Below are 19598 nucleotides of genomic sequence, written 5' to 3'. Positions count from 1 at the left end.
GATATGAGGAGCACAACTGCTCATGCAACTCAAACATTGAAAACAGTGCTTACATATTTATTGTTAATAGCGCTATTATTCAGCAGTCCTAAATCAATCAGATTAGGACTATTAACTAAGAATTAAGGAAGACAACATGAAACTGATTTTAAAAGCTGCAGCGATTTCCGGCATCGCATTATTGGCCACTGGTTGTTCCCTGGCTCCTACACCTGCTGGCAACGGTCTGTTATATACCAATGTTCAATATCAGGGCATGGCGAACAATGATGCTACAGCTCAAAAGACGGGTAGTGCCTGTGCAACAAATATTCTGGGATTATTTGCCACTGGCGACGCTTCTATTGAAGCTGCTAAAAAGGCCGGTGGTATTACGAAAGTAGCTACTGTTGATGCTGAAGTGACCAGCGTTATGCTATTTTTCTCAAAATACTGCACTGTTGTAAGCGGCAACTGATTTCGGTTCTCGTGCAACCTGCGCCAACGCTATCTGTTGGCGCAGTCATAATGATTCTCTAAGGCCCAGCCTCTATAAAAAGCAGCCTGCCCAATACATTTTTTCTGCTCGATAAACGATAGAGCGGACTGCCGCAACGTTAAAAAAGAAAATGTTGCTATATGTCCCCCCCGACTATCAAGCCAGCAACGTTCTCCACCCAGCTGTTGAAACACCGCCTGACCCTGCTCATAGGGAATCACCTGATCGTACGGACTGTGCATCACCAGCGTCGGAATTGTGATCTTCGAGGCTTTATCAACCGGGTTCCAGTCGGCGGGTATCAGCCAGGTGAATGGCACAAATATCCAGCCCAACCAGGTGGAAGTCAGTGCGGAACGAGCAATCTGAGGAAAACCTGCAAACGGAGCATCGAGCACCAACGCCTGTATCTGATAGCGATCTTGTGCGGCGGCCACAAAGTTTACCGCCAGCGCAGCTCCCATACTCTGCCCCAGCACCACCAGCTTTTTATCCGGAAAGTGTGTTTTAAGCCAGATAGCGGCGGCTTCGACATCCTGCAACACCGACGGCATGAGTGCTTCACCTTGTGACGCACCAAAGCCACGATAATCCAAAGCAAAAACACTCACACCTAACGGCGGTAACCACTCGACATTACGCACATGGCTGCTGACGTTTTCAGCATTACCATGGAGAAATAGCACCACCAGGTCGCTGGCGGCTTGTTGCTCGTTGTCTTCGGCAAGTGGTTGCCCCGGCAAGTGTTTATCTGGTGACTGCCCAGGTAACCACCAACCGTGCAATTCTGTACCATCGGCAGCGGCCAGCCAGACATCCTGGTATTCCAGGCCCAGCGCTTCCGGCGTTTGGATCCAGACCGTTTGCGGATAAAAATACAGCGAGGTTAATGAACTGCAGCCCGACAACAGCAAACACACGATGAGCAATGTTGTTTTTAAACGATCAGCGAGCCACTCAGAAATACCAGACAAATGACAACTCCGTTTCGTTATTGCCCTGATCTTTTAACAATTGACGTTTAAATCCTGCACGAATTTGTTTGTCATCCGCCAGACGCCATCCCAATTGCCAGCTGAATTCCCTTCGAGCAACATTTTCGTGAGTTGTTAGCGGCTGCCAGTTCAATTCCAGTTGATGTTGAATATCACGATGCTGGATTAACCACCCAGCCCGGGGACCAACGGATAACTGAAAACCCTCATCAAATTGATTATCGGCCAGCAACTGGCTCTCAGCCATAACGTAAAAACGACCAATTTCGGTCTGGTAGCTTTTACCAAAAGCCAGTTTCAGATAAGCATAAAGCTCTGAGCCCGGCGCCAGAAAACGTTCTGCCCCGGAACTGACAGCCCAGGCGCCGGGTTTCTGGAAAACGGACTTATTCCCCATCGAAAAAAGATCGATTAACTGAAATTCCTGCAGCTTAACAGCACTTTTGTCTGGCCAATACCGCAAACCGACTTTTCCCATCTGAATTTGCGACCCACGAATAAAGCCATCAGGGAGATCAAGTAAATCATGAAAGGCGATGCGCCAGTTTAGCTGCACAAAGGATCTTGTTGTCGCCTGACCAGCTAAAACCGTCAGCCTCTGTGAAGCATGTCCTTCATCATCGGACAATTTTGGCGCCGGTACCGGGGTAAAATCACTTTCAGCCTGATAGCGGCTGCGCTGAGATAAAATTCTTAATGTTCTCTGACGCATTCGCACACCCGATCGCTTTTCTTTTACCGCTAGGTATCTTGCATAACCATATGCCAACTCTAATGCGTGAATACGATCGATTTGGGTTAACGGTTCTAACAGCTCATCAATATTCTGATCTGTTTCTACGATATTGCGCGCAGCACTCCACACCGGTAGACTGGCCTGTTGCTCACGATGATTCAATTCGGTTGAAGCTGACGGACGAAATTGTTTAGCCGATATAAAACGCTGTTCTTTCAGTGCGCGAACAGTATCAACAGGAACCGCTTTCAATAAAAAATCATCGGCCAGATCAGCTCTTTCGCTCGCTGCATCTAACAAAGCTAACAACCGATAGGAGCAGTTTTCATCGAAAAAGTAATAATCAAAACGGGAGTCCTTCACCTCCCAGACATGTCGAACAAACTGCTGAACTTCCGCCTCAGTAAAGTTCAGAGAATATTCCCAAATATCACGGTATTCCATATGCTGATATCCATTGGTTTTCGTGTAATACGGTGCAATGGATATTTCTCCCGGATATCCTCCAGCCAGCCCTTTAATGGTATACAAGAGCTCATTATCATCCGGGTTAGTTCGCGCTGCAAAATTAACACTGGGTGCCAGCAGTTTACTTTTTTTCGGATTTTTATCATCGATACGTAGTAACGTATGACCATACATAGACGAAGGCGAGTTGATATAAGAAGCAGGAAAAATTAACGTCAGTGAATGGCCGTTGATTTTTTCCAACCAGCGATCCAACCTACTACAAGGCTGGTCAACAAAGTGTTCTTTACCCAGTTTGGACTTAAGCCAGTAATAGCGCGCAGGGAATTGACACTGGGAAGACTGGTTATCAGTTAATGGAGCTTGTTTGAAGGCAATATAGTTAGCTCGGATTTCCTGATATAGATCGGTTTGCCCATGCTCAGAAAGGAAAAATTCGTCGTCGTCATTCTGGCTGTAGTTTTTCGCAGAGAATACATGGTACCGATAATGTAATAAATGACGCCATTGTTTATCCTGAGCCAGCTCCTGTAGTCGCTGCTCAGGCACCTGTACTGCATAAAGATCACCAGACAACAACGTCAAGGCAAGACATACAAGCGGCAATAATGAACCGGTAAGCTGATGCATTCGCTTTTCCATTTTCTGCATCAAGAGTGGCATTCCTCAAACAACAGATATTAAAAAAGCGCGACAAGCCAAGCCTGACGCGCTTTGTCCAGCTGACAACAATATTAATCAGCCCAGATATTTTTTCAACGCCGTGCTTTCAGCCATCGCCGCAGTCATTGCCTCATGAGCAGAAGCTGATGTTGCTTCAACAGAAAAAATAGCATCAAAGTTTGACTGCATCAGGCGATTAAATGTCGGCTGGTGCTGTACTTCAATACCCATTACTTCCGCTAAAGCCGCGAGCGTTTCACCCTGACCTTTAGCAGAATCTGCTGCCAGCTGATCCATATTGTTGTCCATGAATGCTTGAGACAGCTTCAGAGGTCCGTTAGCACTATCACAATTCAATAGATTCGAAGTCATGCTGACCGTGTTACTGGTAGACTCATTCGTGGTTACTGCTAATACATGCTCATGCCACTCGTTAGCGTCTGGAAACACGATAGCAGTGCCAACACCACAACCAGCAGGATCTTGTGCCATAGCGAAAGCTGAGGAAGAAACCAGAATTGCACCTGCAATGATTTTTTTCATGCTCATAATCCTTGTCGTTGGAATTTGTTATTATCAGCTTCCGCTGAAGTTCTAAACACTAGACCCATTGCTTTTTTCTGTCTACCGCCACAACAACTTTAATGCTGTTTAACATTGTGCCGCTGGTGTGTCAGATCAATTTATGGCAGCCTTGCCGGGTCACTCATTCCTGAGTATGACTTTACCCTGCGAATATTAACCTCAGCTAAACAGAACCCGATGTCTTCTCAATCTGCCAACGCCGTGTTTACCGTGAGCCAGCTGAATCAGCGTGCCAAACAATTGCTGGAAATTTCATTTGCCTCCGTTCGCGTCGAAGGAGAAATTTCGAATTTATCCCGCCCCTCTTCCGGCCACTGGTATTTCACACTAAAAGATCAGGGAGCTCAGGTTCGCTGTGCCATGTTCCGTTCGCGCACCGCACAATTACGCTTTCAACCAAAAGAAGGCGATAAAGTTGAGTTACGCGCTAAAGTCAGCCTTTACGAAAATCGTGGTGACTATCAACTGATTGTCGATGCCATGAAACCCGCCGGTGAAGGTGCGTTATTACTGGCCTTTGAACAGTTAAAAAATCGCCTGGCGCACGAAGGTTTATTTGCCAGCGAATATAAAAAACCCATTACAACGGTCAAACGTATTGCTCTGATTACGTCGCCAACCGGTGCTGCTGTGCAAGATATGTTAACAGTGCTGAAGCGCCGTAATCCGGCCATTGAAATCAGCATTTATCCGACCCAGGTGCAAGGGCGCGAGGCAACGCCACAAATCGTCGGTGCAATTGAACGTGCTAATCGCGACAACTGGGCTGAAGCGATTATTGTTGGACGTGGTGGTGGTTCACTGGAAGACTTGTGGTGCTTCAATGAGGAAGTTGTGGCGCGCGCAATATTCGCGTCCCACATACCGGTCGTCAGTGCTGTTGGCCATGAAACGGATACCACTATCGCCGACTTTGTTGCCGATGCCCGTGCACCAACGCCATCTGCGGCTGCCGAGTTACTGAGCAGTGACCAGCAGGTTCAGCAACGCATGCTGACGCTGCTCAGCCACCGCTTACAGCAAAGCTGGAGTAATTATCTGGTTCAACAGCGTCAAAGAGTGACTCAGGTTTTCAGCCGTTTACGCACACCTCAGCAGCAATTAAATTCAGCCGCACAACAGTTAGATAATCTCGAGATTCGTCTGACCCGAGCCTGGCAGCAACAGCAACAACAGCGCCAGCAAGCATTACAGGTGAAACACCAGACTCTGGTTCATCAACACCCGACGCGACTTTTAAACGACTATCAGAAACAGCTGGAGCACTTGCAGAAACAACTGCAATACAGCGTCAGCCAAACCCTGCAGCAAGCCAATCAGAAACTGAATCAGCAGGCACACTTGCTGAATAACCTCAGCCCACTGCAGGTGCTAGGTCGTGGTTATTCGATTTCCCAGAAACCCGACGGTGAAGTGTTAGAAAGTGTAAAACAGTTAGAAAAAGGTGATTCGCTTCACACACGGTTACATCACGGCTGGATAGAATGTTCTGTCACTGATATCCATAACGGCTCTGATATACAGAGTAAACATGGCGACAACGCCGATAACCAGTGAATATCAGCCTCACTCTCAGGTACTGAATTGACGTTGTATCTAACTGTCTATACTGAGAATCAAATTATTAACGTCGGGAAAATTTTGTGGTAGAACTGATTCAGGGTGTTAGCCAGTTTCTGATGTCTGTGTTTGCAGCCGGAAGTATTCAAACCAGCGCTGAGGTTAATCAGCTGCAACAATCCGAATTGCCATTACAGCAACGCATTCCCGGTGGGGTTGCGATTGTTCCGATCGGATATGGTTTAAAACAGCCCAAAGCCAGCTTTAATAACAACCCGTTAATGGTGTTGCGCCCGGACGAACAAAAACCCTGGCAAGCCGTGGTCGGAATTCCACTCGGACAAGCTCCCGGTAACGCGGAAATTAAAGTAGGCAATAAAACCTACCGCTTTGAAGTCAAAGATTTTGCCTACAAAGAGCAGCGCCTGACGGTTAATAAAAAACACGTTTCCCTTAGCAAAGAAAATCTGCAACGGGTTACACAGGAAAAAAAGCAGATTACCCAGGCCTTTAAAACCTTCAGTAAAGATCGTTCATATTCTCCATTTGCCTGGCCACTGGCCGGGCAAGTCAGCAGCCCATTTGGCTTAAAACGCTTTTTTAATGATAAGCCACGTAAACCCCACAGCGGACTGGATATTGCTGCAGCCACCGGCACCCCCATTCTGGCGCCGGCTGACGGTAAAGTGATTCTTACCGGAGATTTCTTTTTTAACGGTAACAGCGTATTTGTTGACCATGGCCAGGGCCTGATCAGCATGTATTGCCACCTGAATTCCATCGAAGTAAAAAATGGAGAAAGTGTTACCGCTGGCGATCGCCTTGGTACAGTTGGGGCGACCGGCCGGGTTACCGGACCTCATTTGCACTGGAGTGTCAGCCTTAACAACGCCCGGGTAAATCCGCTGCTGCTAATGGCGCCACTGCAGGGCGTTGCCAGCCTGGCCGACAAGGAAAAATAAGCGATGAGCAATAAGCCCGCAGGCACGTCTTCACTGATGCCGGTTAAAGGATCTGGCTGCGGGATCCGTCCGGATCTGGATAAAATGGACCCGGATATCGCTTTTGACTTCTCCAAAGCCGCCGAATTTTTGCCTGAAAATCAACAACATAGTTCCAGCAAGCCAACTAACACTATAGACACAAAAAAGGTCAGGAAATAACACACGAGCTGCCAAAGTCAGGTCTATACTTCGATCATCGATGAGTATTACGACTGGCCATGAAAAAGAAGATATCGGTAGATCAGCTACGCCCCGACATGTATGTATCTGATCTCAACTGCGACTGGATTCCGCACCACAACTACCAGAAAGAAGGTCGCATCCCCGATCAGGCGACCATTAATGAACTGGTCCGCCGTGGCATCAAAGAAGTTTACATCGACCCAGCACGTGGTCTTGATGTAGCCGATGCCATCCCCGAAAACGAAGTTGCCCGTAATAATCAAAAAGCCCTCGACCACGCTGCTGACATCCTACTACCAGACAGCGATCATTCGGTAACTGCGCAGGAAGAAATGCGCAAAGCCGGAAAAATCCATAACGAAGCCAAAAACCTGGTAACCAATGTTCTACAGGATGTAAAAACCGGCAAGGCTATTGATGTCGAAGCATTTGATGTTCTGGCCGATGGTATGGTTGATTCAGTACTGCGTAACCATAACGCCCTCGCCTGTCTTGGACGCATCCGCCAGAAAGACAATTACCTGCTTGAGCACTCGGTAAATCTGGCAGTCTTAATGGGGATTTTTGCCCGGGATATGAAACTCGACCGGGATACCATGCACCAGGCGGTGGTTGGTGCCATGCTGCATGATATCGGTAAGGTTCTGATTCCTGACGAGGTGCTAAACAAGCCCGGCAAATTAACCGACGATGAATTTGCCGTGATGCGCCAACACGTGGTGTTCAGCAAAGAGTTACTGCAAAAAACACCAGGTATTAAAGACCTGACGGTTAAAGTGGCTGCGCAACACCATGAACGCATTGATGGTAGCGGTTACCCCATGGGTCTGAAAGGTTGTGATATCTGCCGCGAAGGTAAAATGGTAGCTATTGCCGATGTATACGATGCCATCACGGCTGACCGGGTTTATCACAAAGGGCTGCCACCAACAGCGGCACTGAAAAAATTACTGGAATGGAGCGGCACACATCTGGAAGAAAAGCTGGTGCATCGCTTTATTCGTTCTATGGGCATATACCCGGTGGGGTCTCTGGTTAAACTGAAAAGTGAGCGACTGGCGATTATCCAGGAAGCCGGAGAAAAAGATCAGCGCCAGCCAATCGTCAAAGTGATTTACCACGCGAAAAACCGCCGTTACCTGCCGGTGGAATTTATCGATCTGTCGCGACCGGGCGTTCAGGATGAGATTGTTCAGGCGGTAGACCCGGCACGCTGGCAAATTCGTCTGAACGATTTTCTTGGTTCCTGAAGCGACGGTAATCCTGCACCCGGGTGCATAACCAATCTCCCCAAGCCTGGTATTGGCTGCTGTTGCTCTGATTGTTTTCCATATCAATTCCCCCGTAACTGTGTATTTCATTAGTTTACGGGGAAGCACTGACAGTGGCTGTCAGGATCTGTTACCGGCAATCCGCTACTGATATTTACATTGTTATCAGCTCACTTCCGCCTGAGCTTTTTTCGCGTCTAATAAATCCATTTTTGCCTGCACATGGGGTGGTACGGCTGGCGGATCGAATTGCTGGGTTTTGCCATGAATAGCTTCCAGCATCGCCGAGAAAGAGCGCACCCGACCACCACGCAACATCGCCACTCTGGCCAGCGTCGACGCGTGCAGCTTCCCATCTACCAAGAATCGATGCTCGATATAGAGGTATTTGCGATCCCAGTGCAATACCTGGCTACAGACCTCCACCTCAGCCAGCGGTTTAATTTCGCGAATAAAGGTCACCGTCTGACTCGCCAGCACCGAACGCCAACCCTGCTTAAGAAACAAAGAAGTTGCACCAATTTCGATAAAGAAGCGAGTGCGAACCAAATCCAGCCATACCGGATAACGGCCGTTGGTGAGATGCAGATTCAGGTCACAGTCCCACGGCATCACACGAAACACATGAGAGCTGGTCCGTAACGGGCTCTGACGTTTCTGCCAGGGTTTTTGAGCCACCAGCAATACGTAACGAAATAACTGGATCATAACGGCAACCTACGACCTTTCCTTCGGCAGATCACGTTTACGCATCAAGCCTTCCTGAGCCACTGACGCCACTAATTCACCTTGTTGATTAAAAATCTGACCACGGCAGAAACCACGGGCGCCACCGGCATTCGGGCTGTCGATGGCATACAGCAGCCATTCATCCATACGGAACGGACGGTGGAACCAGACACTGTGGTCCAGGCTGGCTACCTGCATGTCTTTCTGAGCAACAGAAACACCATGCGGGTGTAAAGCCGTAGTAATCAGGTTGAAGTCGCTGGCATAGGCTAATACCCGCGCATGCTGGTTAAAATCGCCATTCATTTTTGCATCGGCTTTCATCCAGGCGTATTTAACCGGTTCGGTTTTCTGCGGCGCAAAAATATTGACCGGGTCCAGCACGCGAATTTCAATCGGCTTATCAGCGGTATAAATATCGCGTACTCGCTCCGGGAAGTGATCCTGGAACATGCGGGTCAATTCCAGCTGCGACGGAATACCGTCCGGGCCTTTAACCTCTGGCATCTCCGCCTGGTGGTCGAATCCCTCTTCCGGGTGTTGAAACGAGGCGATCATGGTCAGAATCGCTTTGCCATTCTGGCTGGCCTTAATCTGACGGGTTGCAAATGAGCGGCCGTCGCGCAGTACGTCCACTTCAAACTCAATCGGATCCGATACCGTTCCCGGGCGCAGGAAGTAAGCGTGCAATGAATGTGGATTCCAATCTTCACTCTCCAGCGTTTGAATCGCCGCGGACAAACTTTGCCCCAACACCTGGCCACCAAACAGGTTGCGAAAACCAAGGTCCTGACTCTGGCCACGAAAGCGGTTTACACCAATAGACTCCAGTCGTAACAACTCAATCAACTGCTCAAGAACATCACTCATAACGCTACCTTACTCTGTGCGCAAACCCGGAAAACATCCGAGCTTATTCAGTTTTTTGTGATTATGCATTCACCTTAAAGCTTCACTTAAGACTAGCATTGGCCGAAATGACAATTCTCACATTGGATAACCCAATTAGAAAGAATTATGTAACAGAGCGCCACAACTGACTATTTTTTGTTCAAACCCGGAATCAGATGCAGTCACCGCCACAATCCGTATAATGGCCGCCCCCTCTGATTTCAGTAGTAATTACAGCGCGAGCACAACAAACATCATGGCTAACATTGAAATTTACCAACATCAGGTAGACCCGGATCAATACCCTGCTCTATTAGATGCTAAAGCGGAATGCTTACGTCAGCTGTTTGAAGATTTTCAGGTGCCGGAACTGGAAGTGTATGCCAGCGCACCAAAACACTTCCGTTTGCGGGCCGAATTCCGCCTATGGCACGAAGGTGATCGCTGTTTTTACGCCATGAGTGAGCCGGGTGATAAAAGCAAAAAATACGAAGTTCTGGACTTCCCGATTGCCAGCGAGTTAATCAACCGCCTGATGGCAGAGCTGTTAAAAGCCATTACTCCGAACGAGTTATTACGCCGCCAGCTGTTCCAGGTGGAGTTTTTAACCACCCTTAGCGGCGATGCCCTGATTACCCTGATCTATCACAAAAAGCTGGATGAGGAATGGCAGGCAGAAGCGGAAAAGCTGCAACAACAGTTAGGCTTTCCGATCATTGGCCGCTCGCGCAAGCAGAAACTGGTGCTGGAACGCGATTACGTCACCGAAGTACTGAACGTTGATGGTGAGCAGTACTCTTATCGCCAGATCGAGGGTGGCTTCACCCAGCCTAATGGTGAAATGAACCAGAGAATGCTCAGCTGGGCACGTAATGCTTCCGATGAATTCACTGGTGATTTATTAGAACTGTATTGTGGTAACGGTAACTTCTCAGTTGCGTTGGCGAACAAATACAACAAGGTGTTGGCGACCGAGATTTCTAAAACATCGGTTTATGCAGCCCAGGAAAATATTCGGGCTAATAACGTCGATAATTTAATTATTGCGCGTTTATCTAGTGAAGAATTTGTTCAGGCATTACGCGGCGAACGTCAGTTTACCCGGTTAAAAGATATAGACCTTAGCGGTTACGACTTCCAGACCGTACTGGTTGACCCTCCACGTGCAGGCCTGGATGACGAGTCGGTGAAACAAGTGCAGCAGTACGACAATATTATTTATATCTCCTGCAATCCGAATACTCTGGAACGTAACCTGGCGGTATTAACTGAAACCCACGATATCAAACGTTTTGCGCTGTTTGATCAGTTCCCTTACACCGACCATATTGAAACCGGTGTTGTATTAGTCCGTAAAAACCAAGCCTAACTGAGAACACTGCTAACCATGTCAAACTTCAGCGAATTAAAAATCAGCAAGGCACAAATCGACAATCTGAATAATATGGGTTATCAGTCGATGACCGATATTCAGGCACAGGCATTACCTCTGGCATTGCAGGGCAAAGATGTTATTGCCCAGGCAAAAACCGGCAGCGGTAAAACAGCAGCTTTTTCCCTGGCAATTCTCGATAAAATTAATCCACGTTTTTTTGGTGCCCAGGCGCTGGTGTTATGCCCGACCCGGGAACTGGCGACTCAGGTTGCTCAGGAAATCCGTAAATTGGCGCGCCATATCGCCAATATCAAAGTGGTGATTTTATCCGGTGGTCAGCCAATTGGTCCACAAATCGGTTCCCTATCGCACGGTGCTCATATTGTGGTGGGCACTCCCGGGCGAATTAAAGATCACCTGCGCAAAAACACACTGAAAATCGATCAGATTAAAACCCTGGTGCTGGACGAAGCCGACCGTATGCTGGATATGGGTTTCCGCGATGATATCGAAGATATTGCCGCTCACACTCCGGAACAACGTCAGACTTTGCTGTTTTCGGCAACCTACCCGGAAAATATCGAACAGCTGAGTAAGCACTTACAATACCAGCCAGAGTCGATTCGTATTGCCGATACCCACGACCAGAAAAAAATCCAGCAACAATTATTTATCTGCCCTCGTTCAGAAAAAATTGAAACGCTGAAAAAAGTGCTGAGTTATTTTGATATTCAGCAGGCCGTGATTTTCTGCAATACCAAACAAGTAGTGCAGGAAGTGTCCCAAGCGTTGCAGGATTTGCGCTGCAGCGCCATGGCCCTGCAAGGCGATATGGATCAGAAAGACCGGGATCGGGTATTAATTCGCTTTAAGCAACAAAGCGCTAATTTCTTAATTGCCACCGACGTGGCTGCGCGTGGTTTGGACGTCGATGATCTGGAATACGTGATCAACTTTGATTTACCACGTGATACCGATGTCTACGCTCACCGTATTGGTCGAACCGGCCGTGCCGACAAGTCCGGTATAGCCATCAGTATTGCGACAGAAAAAGAGCAGTACAAAATTGAGGCTATTAATGAGCACCCGGCGGGTGATTTACACGCCGAGCAGGATTTAACCGCAGAGCAGGCAACTACGATTACACCAATGCCGTATGTCAGCCTGTGTTTACAGGCCGGTCGTAAAGACAAGTTGCGCCCGGGCGATATTCTTGGTGCATTAACCAACAACGGCGGTATTGATGGTAAAACCGTTGGCAAAATTGATGTGCTGGATTACGTTGCTTATGTCGCAGTCGAACGAGACCAGGCCAAATTTGCCCTGGAGCATCTGCAACAAAGCCGCATTAAAGGCCGCAAAATTAAAGTTCGCAAAGCCTGATCTGCCAAACGCCATCGAATTCTGGCCTGTTTAACCTCCTCACGCTTTTCCATGGTCAGGTACACTGAATAAAAATTCAGGTACCTGACCATGACTCACTCAGCGTTTCAAGCCTTTACTCTGCCCTGCGGCCAGACCATTAAAAACCGCATCGCCAAAGCCGCGATGGAAGAAAATATGTCGGAGACCGGACAAATTCCCGGTGACGGTTTATTTCGTCTTTATAGCCGCTGGGCTAATGGCGGGACCGGTGTATCAATTACTGGCAATGTGATGGTCAGCCAGCGGGCGTTGACCGGCCCCGGTGGCATCGTATTAGAAAAAGAGACTGATCTGGCGCCGTTTAAAACCTGGGCACAACAAGCAAAACAAAATGACACCAAGGTCTGGATGCAGATTAATCACCCCGGACGTCAGGTGTTTGCTGCCATGGGTGGTGATGTGTTGTCTCCTTCGGATATTCCATTGGACCTGGGTAAACACTCACATTTATTTGGTCAACCGCGCGCCATGACTGTTGAAGAGATACAGAACCTGATTCAGCGTTTTGTTGATACCGCTTCACAAGCAGAAAAAGCCGGTTTTGATGGAGTGCAGATTCACGCAGCTCATGGGTATTTAATTTCGCAATTTCTATCGCCGCTCACCAATAAACGTAATGATGAATATGGTGGCTCAATTGAAAACCGCATGCGCCTGCTGGTAGACATTATCAAAGCCGTACGGGCACAGGTATCACCAGAGTTTGCAGTGACGGTAAAAATTAACTCTGCGGATTTCCAGCGTGGTGGTTTTGATACCAACGATGCCAAGGCCGTCGTAAAAGCACTGAATGCCCTGCCAATCGATTTATTAGAGTTGTCCGGCGGTAGTTACGAAAGCCCGGCGATGCAAGGACGTACCGCCGATGGCCGCACATTAGAGCGCGAAGCCTACTTTCTCGCCTTTGCCAAAGACATTGCTGCTGTCGCGACGATACCGGTGATGACTACAGGAGGCGTACGCCGCCTACCGGTTGCCGAACAGGTACTGACTGAAGGCTTTGATATGGTGGGTATCGGCACCGCACTGGCAATGAACCCTCAACTGCCTAACGAATGGCAAAAAGATGCTTCCGTTTCCGCCCACGACCCGGTAGTGCAATGGAAAGACAAGGCCATTGCGTCGCTGGCCACCATGGCGGTAATCAAACGACAGTTACAGCGTATGGGTAAAGGTAAAAACCCTAAGGTTAATGCCTCACCGCTGCTTTCCTTGATTCGTGACCGGATTCGTTTAAAGAAACTGATTAAGCGTTATCGTGCCTATTTAAACAGTCAGGTTTAAAGCACAGGCAGGGTCATTAAACCCCGCCATATCTTTTCAGCCACACCTGTCACAATCGCGTCCCTGCTCCGGTGACAGGCCGCTGCTCCTGCAGCTGTTATTAAAAAGATATCGCAGGCTTTAATAAATATGAAAACTAGCGCTTAGGCGGAACTGAATAGGTTCCAACAGCGTGAGCCACCGGATCTTCTTTGCCTTCTGAATAAAGATACACATCACCAATAATTAACGCCTTCCCCACTTTGATCAGCTTACATTCAGCGATCAGATCTTTTTCAGACTCGGGTTTATTCAGGAAATTAATGTTGAGATTGGTGGTTACTGCCAGTGCAACCAGGCCAATCTCATTCAGAATGGTGACATACAAAGCCGCATCCGCCAGTTCCATCATCACCGGGCCGGAAACGGTGCCGCCCGGGCGCAGATGCTTAAATTCAATATGTTTGCGAATGGTCGCACAGCGATGGCCCAGTTCATCAATGGTAAATTCCGCCTGCGGAAACTCGTCAGCAAAAAACTGCTGCATTTGCTCTTTGGTCATGATCATTGCTCATTGAAAACGTGCAAACATCATAACCCGTATTTTCGCCCCGCCACAGTGCAAAAAATCTCGCTATTGTTAGCCAAATTGCGCGGTAACTTTCTGGAACAAATCGCGTTACTTCCGAGCCATCTCCCCTTCAGGGCGATATTTAAAAGGATTACGACTGAGCTGACCGCGCCCGGTTATATCTCCGGATAAGAACAGCCTTTTCCCCTCCCAGGGCGTCGATAAGTCCTGGGCCATATCCGGCATGTCGATCGTTAATCCCATCGACTTGATCACACTGGGAAATAACTGAAATTGTGAGTATTCACCACCGGAAGACTGCCAATTCTCATCCAAAACCATATTTATGGCTCCTACCAGCAAGGGCACTCTGGCCTGAACATCGGGAACCTGTTTTGGCAAACAATGTGTCGAACGAATATTCATTTCACCCAGCCCCTGGCCATGATCAGAGGTATAAAAAATAAGGCTGGGTTCGTTCAGTGACTGCAAACCTTCAACCAGCACCTGCATAAAATGATCAACGCTCCAGCTTAAGGCTTTTCGATAATGATCCGGTTTGTCGTCATCTTCATTTTGTTGAACTTGCGGATACGTCAATTCATAGGGAAAGTGAGTACCCACTTTATTGATGTAGATAAACAACGGAGATTGAGCCAGACCCACCGCTTTTACAGTATCAACGGCCATATGCTGATCTATTTCTTCATCCGCCAGTTGATACACATTACGAAATGCTTTGTATTGGTCGATGTCTGCAATTTCACTGCGGGTAAAATAATTATTCAGTCGCTTTCCCTTAACCTGACCATCAAAATAATGTGTTTCAAAACCGGCTGCACTGGCGTACTGGAAAAGGTTGGCGTCTTTGAATAAGCGCTCAGACGCCTCAGGTAACGCCGACTCAGGCACCCCACTGCGCAGCAACAAGTTCGCGGAGGCCGAACAATTAGACATCGAACTGACCACACCAAAGTTACTCCAGTGCGGATCTGAAACCAGCCGCTCAAGATATGGAGTGGTCGCTGAATATGGGTTATTAATCGATAACCAATCGCCCCGAATACTCTCATCAACAATCAGAATGATATTGTAATCCACCGGACTCACGGCAATGATCCGGGCGTCATCCCGATCCCCCTGATATACAGCATACTGAGCGGCGAAATACAAAGACGAAGGTACTTTTAACGGCATTGCAAAATGCGTGATCCAATAACCACCTTTAGCAATATGCAAATACATGACTGGCAACATTAGTGGAGCAAACAACAATATCTGTACCGGTGCAGCCAGCCGTAATTCAGGCCTGGTCAGCCATAACAGGCATGCAGCAACCAGACTAAAAGCCAGAGCTTTAGCAATTTCCGGCAGGAATTCGTTGATGGCATCGCCTGCGAAGCCAAATTCATTAAGGAACAGCGTCGCCTCCCAGACGGAAAACTGTCCGTTAATCAGGCGGAAACTGATACCAATAGTAAGACTGATTACAAACAGCAGAAACAAGGGGAGTCGTAACCACAGCGTACTCACCATCAATGGCAAACAGACAAAAGCGGATGTTGCCAAGAGCACGATAATCCGCGGAGCAATCGGATCGCCTTCCTTTAAATCGTATGCCAGTGAATCTATCCAGTTCGATATTCCGGGATCAGCACACACCATTGTGATCGCCATGACCAGATAGAACAGCAGAAGTTTTATAAACAGAAAATCTTTCAGAGAGAAATTCATAGAACAGCTCCAGCAAGACAATCAATGACTCTTGCAGAAACCGTGCCCTGAAAATATTCATCAATATCTCTGAATATTTTCAGAATGAAGAGCAAATCAAAAAATCCCGCAAAATGCAGCGCAATTTGCGGGGATATTACTCAGGCATTATTTTTTTGCATCATCTGTGTCAGAACAAGGCTCATTTTTTCGATAAATGCAGGATCTTCCTGTTCCATTACCTGAGTGATTCCTTTATTCATCTGCGATTTATTCTGACCATAAATCCAGCGATTTTTCTTTAGTTTAGAAGCAAACGCCATAACGCCAGCCTGCAGTGTCTGCTCATCGTCAAAAATGGCTTCCACCACCTGATGGTCCAGCAGTTGTTGTGCTCCAACACGCTCTCCGGTCATCGCCAGACGATTAAAGAACGTCTGAGGAATTGCCTTGTTAATCAGCGGAAACATCGACGGGAAGAAAGGCACAAACACATCCACTTCCGGGAAGCAGAAAAAACCTTTATCCGACTTCATAAAACGGAAATCACAGGCACACGCCAGCACCGAACCGTTACCAAACGTGTGCCCATTTAATGCCGCAATAACAGGCACAGGATAGTTGATTAACCGTTTAAACAGCCCGGTAACGTCGTTCATAAACCGGGCATTCCCTGCTGCATCGTTGTCCGGAGCAGACATCCAGTCCAGATCGATCCCTAAGGACCAGTTTTTTTCCGACGCTGAGGTTAATACAATCGCACCGGTTTTCTGGTGCTTTTCGATCGTATCCAGGTGTTGATGAAACTCCGCAATAAACTGCGGATTATGACGGTTCTCAGCCGTCTCCATTGTTAATACAGCAACGGATTCCTGGTGCTCCAATGTGATTGCCTGGCTCATAAAAATCCCGGTTATTAAATAGCGTTGTGTTTGTCTGATAACACCAGACATCTCAGATAGTCTGCAATTAAGCGGTTAGCCCAGGGTTTGGCGGTGAGGCCTTCGAAGTATGCGCAGTGACTTCCCCGATCAGTAATCACCAGCATGGTATTCGCCATATTTTCTATTTGTTGTGTTTTTTCGTAGGCATTATTGATATGACAGACCGGATCATCTTTTGCGTTGATGATTAAAATCGGTACCGCAATATTCTCGAAACAAGCAACCGGGTTGGTTGCCAGTAAATAGTCCTGATAATTATCAAAACCCGCGATTTCATACATATGATCGTGCAGCTGATGCAGATCGTTTGCAGCCAATGCCTTCATGTAACCCGGCATATGACCAAAATGTTGCTCCTGACCCTTTAAAAACGTACGGATCAGTTTTTTTGCCATCATCTTGCTATAAAAAGGCTGGGAACGTTGAAAAGCAATTTCCAGATCATAACCCGGACAATAGGCCACTGCACCTTTTAGCGGCGTATTTTCACCCACTTCACCAAGATAACGTGCCAGTACACCAGAGCCCGCAGAGATACCAACGGCAAATAACGGAGATTGTGGGAAGCTGTTTTCAATATGTTGCAGCTGCAAACGAAAATCTGCACTGCAACCCATGGTGTTGTATTTTGCAGCGGTCAGCGGCAAGCCCGAATGACCACGGCGGATACAGACCGCAACCCGCCAGCCGAGGTGCTGATGAATATAACGCACAAAACCACGCATGCTGTGGGCGCTGCCAGAGATGGTATGAAGCAACACCAGAGTGGGTGTGTCGTCAGGCAATTCGGTACCCAGCCATTCTACCGCCAGGGTTCCACCATCTTGCGCAATTAACTGATCGCTGCGATCGTAGTGAAGCTTCGGGGCGAACGCTTTTTTCAGACCGAGAAATAACAGCTGCAAGTGAGTATTAAAAATCCACGGAGTTGGCCAGTAACGGCGCTGGAGAATAGGCAGCTGTGCCAATAGACGCTGATTATCAGGGTTTGATTGATAGATGAGCTCGGGCTTTTTAACGACCCGCAGCAGGTAATAACCTGCGGCCAGAGCAAACAAAAGCGACAACACAATCCAGACCGCCATTCAGGCCTCACCTATCTCAGTTGGAAGTGTCTGGCACGATATCGCTTAATGTTGACAGCGTCTACATAAATGCATAGACATAAGATGATCACTCCATACAAAAGAGTGATCATCTGTTACATAGATCAGGCTGAATTCTGCTCCAGCGCTGGCAGGAAGTATTTATCCCACAACTCACGGTAACGTTTCTTATGCCAGCCAATATGGCCAATACGTTTCTGGTTCACATCCGCCGGTGTAATTTTCACCATTTTTTGCGGTGCATTGGTAAAGAAACCATGCAACATCTCAACGTTTTTCATCGACATCATATCGTCATCGCTGAATGCCAGTGAGGTGATTGGCATTTTCACGTCAGCAAAGCGCTGCTTTAACCACTCGCCTTCATGTTCAACCGCGTAATTTTTCTTCAGACACCAGCGACGCCACTGCATGATCACACCTTTTGGCATATCACACATAATTTTTAATTTATCGCCGGGGAAATAGCCCATTACCGGTACCACAGCCGGAACCAGAAAATACCATAAGAACCAGGCCACACGTTTGGTTGGTGGAGCGTTATACCACCAGGTGCCGGTACCCGCGCCTACGGTAATGGCATGATCGATATCATCGGTACTTTCCATCATGCCCAACATATGAGCACCCACACTGTGACCAATCCAGGTCACTTTTTGCTCAGGAAATTCCTGCTTAACAAACTTCATCACCGCCGCACAATCGTATTGCGCCCAACTTAGTTTATCGCTTTTGCTGTATTTCACATGGCGATCTACCGACAAACCGATACCGTCATAATCGAAAGTAATGGCGGTATAACCGTGCTCGGTTAACCAGTTGGCAAAATCATCGTACAGGTACTGCGCCACGCCCGTGGCGGTTGCAATGACACAAACGCCCTTGATGTCAGTTCCTTTCTCAGCCGGAAAAACACGCGCGACAATATCGTGACCGGCGGTGGTGGATAATGTTTGTTTTTGCATCGTCATAGCGATACCTCTTCTCTTACTTCTGCGTTTACTACACGAGTAGCAGTCTTCCCCAGGATGTACGGGTACTACTGCTGATTTAATGCGCCAGAAGTTGACGCGGCGTTAAAGCGTTTAAAAGCGCTTCAAAATGTAATTTAGAAATTTAAGCACTGTGGCGATTTCTTCATCGCTGAAGGCATCGCGAAAACCCTGGTTTAACTGATCGATATAAGGCCCAAGCTGCATGACTTTTTTTAACCCATCCGGGGTTGGAAACAGCTGCATGGCACGGCCGTCATGATCACTGGTCCGTCGCTCTAACAGCGTGTTTTTTTCCATACGCCGCACCAGAGTCGTTACACCGGATTTATTTAATGCCAGCGCCTGGGCGAGATCACTTTGCTGGCAGCCGCTGTTTTTACAGACGTACATCAAGGCCGCCAACTGAGTAACAGGCGCGTCCAGCTGCTCTTCACAGATCTTATCGATGTGATTAAACAACTTGCGCTGGGCCATATTCAGCATAAAAAACAAGCGCTTATCCAACAGCAATCATCCAATAGTTAATATGTGTACCATTTAGTTTATATATAAACATTCTTCAGACAATGACAGATCTGCCCGGGGTGACTGTCATTTGTGTCAGACTGACAATAAAAAACCCCGCGCAGCGCTTACTGGGCGG

At 47.8% G+C, this 19598-nt stretch carries 19 protein-coding genes; 8 read left to right on the top strand and 11 right to left on the bottom strand.

Annotation, left to right across the window (positions count from 1 at the left end; all coding sequences use genetic code 11):
- The first annotated feature begins 136 nt into the window (after positions 1–136).
- A complete protein-coding gene (locus tag ACOQOZ_RS01070; protein WP_420590433.1) occupies positions 137–457 on the top strand; it encodes a TRL-like family protein in 321 nt (106 codons plus the stop codon).
- 29 nt (positions 458–486) lie between these two features.
- Here the strand turns inward: ACOQOZ_RS01070 and ACOQOZ_RS01065 are convergent, their stop codons facing one another.
- The 3 genes from ACOQOZ_RS01065 to ACOQOZ_RS01055 form a co-directional block, all read right to left on the bottom strand.
- The gene (locus tag ACOQOZ_RS01065) at positions 487–1452 is read right to left on the bottom strand and encodes an alpha/beta hydrolase (protein ID WP_420590432.1); all 966 of its coding nucleotides are present in this window, start codon (positions 1450–1452) and stop codon (positions 487–489) included.
- Positions 1436–3307 carry a DUF4105 domain-containing protein gene (locus ACOQOZ_RS01060; RefSeq protein WP_420590431.1) on the bottom strand — a complete coding sequence of 624 codons (1872 nt, stop codon included), beginning with the start codon at positions 3305–3307 and terminating at the stop codon, positions 1436–1438. Before ACOQOZ_RS01060 ends, ACOQOZ_RS01065 begins: the two co-directional genes overlap by 17 nt.
- 108 nt (positions 3308–3415) lie before the next feature.
- Positions 3416–3883, bottom strand: coding sequence for a DUF3015 family protein (locus tag ACOQOZ_RS01055; protein ID WP_420590430.1), 468 nt, complete (start codon positions 3881–3883; stop codon positions 3416–3418).
- A gap of 219 nt (positions 3884–4102) precedes the next feature.
- Between ACOQOZ_RS01055 and xseA the strand changes: the two genes are divergently transcribed.
- The 4 genes from xseA (at position 4103) to ACOQOZ_RS01035 (ending at position 7922) form a co-directional block, all read left to right on the top strand.
- A complete protein-coding gene (gene xseA / locus ACOQOZ_RS01050) occupies positions 4103–5482 on the top strand; it encodes an exodeoxyribonuclease VII large subunit (RefSeq protein ID WP_420590429.1) in 1380 nt (459 codons plus the stop codon).
- An 86-nt stretch (positions 5483–5568) separates the two neighbouring features.
- Complete coding sequence (locus tag ACOQOZ_RS01045; RefSeq protein WP_420590428.1) at positions 5569–6447, top strand: peptidoglycan DD-metalloendopeptidase family protein; 879 nt, start codon at positions 5569–5571, stop codon at positions 6445–6447.
- Between the two features lie 3 nt (positions 6448–6450).
- Positions 6451–6648, top strand: a complete 198-nt coding sequence (locus ACOQOZ_RS01040) for a hypothetical protein (protein ID WP_420590427.1) — start codon at positions 6451–6453, stop codon at positions 6646–6648.
- 59 nt (positions 6649–6707) lie between these two features.
- The gene (locus tag ACOQOZ_RS01035; protein ID WP_420590426.1) at positions 6708–7922 is read left to right on the top strand and encodes an HD-GYP domain-containing protein; all 1215 of its coding nucleotides are present in this window, start codon (positions 6708–6710) and stop codon (positions 7920–7922) included.
- 186 nt (positions 7923–8108) lie between these two features.
- Here ACOQOZ_RS01035 and ACOQOZ_RS01030 read toward each other — a convergent pair whose 3' ends face one another.
- Both ACOQOZ_RS01030 and ACOQOZ_RS01025 read right to left on the bottom strand, forming a co-directional pair.
- Positions 8109–8651: a thioesterase family protein gene (locus tag ACOQOZ_RS01030; RefSeq protein ID WP_420590425.1), complete on the bottom strand. Its 543-nt coding sequence runs from the start codon at positions 8649–8651 to the stop codon at positions 8109–8111.
- Between the two features lie 9 nt (positions 8652–8660).
- Positions 8661–9542 carry an acyl-CoA thioesterase gene (locus tag ACOQOZ_RS01025; RefSeq protein WP_420590424.1) on the bottom strand — a complete coding sequence of 294 codons (882 nt, stop codon included), beginning with the start codon at positions 9540–9542 and terminating at the stop codon, positions 8661–8663.
- Positions 9543–9819: 277 nt separating this feature from the next.
- Between ACOQOZ_RS01025 and trmA the strand changes: the two genes are divergently transcribed.
- The 3 genes from trmA to ACOQOZ_RS01010 all read left to right on the top strand — a co-directional run bounded on the left by trmA (position 9820) and on the right by ACOQOZ_RS01010 (position 13647).
- On the top strand, positions 9820–10932 hold the full coding sequence (trmA, locus tag ACOQOZ_RS01020) for a tRNA (uridine(54)-C5)-methyltransferase TrmA (protein ID WP_420590423.1): 1113 nt from the start codon (positions 9820–9822) through the stop codon (positions 10930–10932).
- 18 nt (positions 10933–10950) lie between these two features.
- Positions 10951–12321: an ATP-dependent RNA helicase DbpA gene (gene dbpA, locus ACOQOZ_RS01015; protein ID WP_420590422.1), complete on the top strand. Its 1371-nt coding sequence runs from the start codon at positions 10951–10953 to the stop codon at positions 12319–12321.
- A gap of 90 nt (positions 12322–12411) precedes the next feature.
- The gene (locus ACOQOZ_RS01010) at positions 12412–13647 is read left to right on the top strand and encodes an NADH:flavin oxidoreductase/NADH oxidase family protein (protein WP_420590421.1); all 1236 of its coding nucleotides are present in this window, start codon (positions 12412–12414) and stop codon (positions 13645–13647) included.
- Positions 13648–13783: 136 nt separating this feature from the next.
- On the opposite strand, the gene ACOQOZ_RS01005 is transcribed toward ACOQOZ_RS01010, so the two are convergent.
- The 6 genes from ACOQOZ_RS01005 to ACOQOZ_RS00980 form a co-directional block, all read right to left on the bottom strand.
- A complete protein-coding gene (locus ACOQOZ_RS01005; RefSeq protein WP_420590420.1) occupies positions 13784–14188 on the bottom strand; it encodes a PaaI family thioesterase in 405 nt (134 codons plus the stop codon).
- Between the two features lie 117 nt (positions 14189–14305).
- Entirely contained in the window at positions 14306–15931 is a 1626-nt protein-coding gene (locus ACOQOZ_RS01000; RefSeq protein ID WP_420590419.1) for a sulfatase-like hydrolase/transferase, read from the bottom strand.
- Positions 15932–16071: 140 nt separating this feature from the next.
- The gene (locus ACOQOZ_RS00995; protein ID WP_420590418.1) at positions 16072–16812 is read right to left on the bottom strand and encodes an enoyl-CoA hydratase/isomerase family protein; all 741 of its coding nucleotides are present in this window, start codon (positions 16810–16812) and stop codon (positions 16072–16074) included.
- 14 nt (positions 16813–16826) lie between these two features.
- Positions 16827–17939: a YheT family hydrolase gene (locus ACOQOZ_RS00990; protein WP_420590417.1), complete on the bottom strand. Its 1113-nt coding sequence runs from the start codon at positions 17937–17939 to the stop codon at positions 16827–16829.
- A 125-nt stretch (positions 17940–18064) separates the two neighbouring features.
- Positions 18065–18931: a serine aminopeptidase domain-containing protein gene (locus ACOQOZ_RS00985; RefSeq protein WP_420590416.1), complete on the bottom strand. Its 867-nt coding sequence runs from the start codon at positions 18929–18931 to the stop codon at positions 18065–18067.
- A 114-nt stretch (positions 18932–19045) separates the two neighbouring features.
- The gene (locus ACOQOZ_RS00980; RefSeq protein WP_420590415.1) at positions 19046–19438 is read right to left on the bottom strand and encodes a MarR family winged helix-turn-helix transcriptional regulator; all 393 of its coding nucleotides are present in this window, start codon (positions 19436–19438) and stop codon (positions 19046–19048) included.
- Positions 19439–19598: the final 160 nt, after the last annotated feature.

The organism is Bacterioplanoides sp., assembly GCF_965219715.1.
Classification (GTDB): Bacteria; Pseudomonadota; Gammaproteobacteria; order Pseudomonadales; family Oceanobacteraceae; genus Bacterioplanoides.
This window is presented reverse-complemented; position numbering and strand designations above follow the sequence as displayed.

What these genes read in the sequence shown, in the direction of transcription:
- ACOQOZ_RS01070 (WP_420590433.1), top strand. Translation starts at nt 137, where the DNA reads ATGAAACTGATTTTAAAAGCTGCAGCGATTTCCGGCATCGCATTATTG.
- ACOQOZ_RS01060 (WP_420590431.1), bottom strand. Translation starts at nt 3,307, where the DNA reads ATGCATCAGCTTACCGGTTCATTATTGCCGCTTGTATGTCTTGCCTTG.
- ACOQOZ_RS01055 (WP_420590430.1), bottom strand. Translation starts at nt 3,883, where the DNA reads ATGAAAAAAATCATTGCAGGTGCAATTCTGGTTTCTTCCTCAGCTTTC.
- xseA (WP_420590429.1), top strand. Translation starts at nt 4,103, where the DNA reads ATGTCTTCTCAATCTGCCAACGCCGTGTTTACCGTGAGCCAGCTGAAT.
- ACOQOZ_RS01040 (WP_420590427.1), top strand. Translation starts at nt 6,451, where the DNA reads ATGAGCAATAAGCCCGCAGGCACGTCTTCACTGATGCCGGTTAAAGGA.
- ACOQOZ_RS01035 (WP_420590426.1), top strand. Translation starts at nt 6,708, where the DNA reads ATGAAAAAGAAGATATCGGTAGATCAGCTACGCCCCGACATGTATGTA.
- ACOQOZ_RS01030 (WP_420590425.1), bottom strand. Translation starts at nt 8,651, where the DNA reads ATGATCCAGTTATTTCGTTACGTATTGCTGGTGGCTCAAAAACCCTGG.
- ACOQOZ_RS01025 (WP_420590424.1), bottom strand. Translation starts at nt 9,542, where the DNA reads ATGAGTGATGTTCTTGAGCAGTTGATTGAGTTGTTACGACTGGAGTCT.
- trmA (WP_420590423.1), top strand. Translation starts at nt 9,820, where the DNA reads ATGGCTAACATTGAAATTTACCAACATCAGGTAGACCCGGATCAATAC.
- dbpA (WP_420590422.1), top strand. Translation starts at nt 10,951, where the DNA reads ATGTCAAACTTCAGCGAATTAAAAATCAGCAAGGCACAAATCGACAAT.
- ACOQOZ_RS01010 (WP_420590421.1), top strand. Translation starts at nt 12,412, where the DNA reads ATGACTCACTCAGCGTTTCAAGCCTTTACTCTGCCCTGCGGCCAGACC.
- ACOQOZ_RS01005 (WP_420590420.1), bottom strand. Translation starts at nt 14,188, where the DNA reads ATGACCAAAGAGCAAATGCAGCAGTTTTTTGCTGACGAGTTTCCGCAG.
- ACOQOZ_RS01000 (WP_420590419.1), bottom strand. Translation starts at nt 15,931, where the DNA reads ATGAATTTCTCTCTGAAAGATTTTCTGTTTATAAAACTTCTGCTGTTC.
- ACOQOZ_RS00995 (WP_420590418.1), bottom strand. Translation starts at nt 16,812, where the DNA reads ATGAGCCAGGCAATCACATTGGAGCACCAGGAATCCGTTGCTGTATTA.
- ACOQOZ_RS00990 (WP_420590417.1), bottom strand. Translation starts at nt 17,939, where the DNA reads ATGGCGGTCTGGATTGTGTTGTCGCTTTTGTTTGCTCTGGCCGCAGGT.
- ACOQOZ_RS00985 (WP_420590416.1), bottom strand. Translation starts at nt 18,931, where the DNA reads ATGACGATGCAAAAACAAACATTATCCACCACCGCCGGTCACGATATT.
- ACOQOZ_RS00980 (WP_420590415.1), bottom strand. Translation starts at nt 19,438, where the DNA reads ATGCTGAATATGGCCCAGCGCAAGTTGTTTAATCACATCGATAAGATC.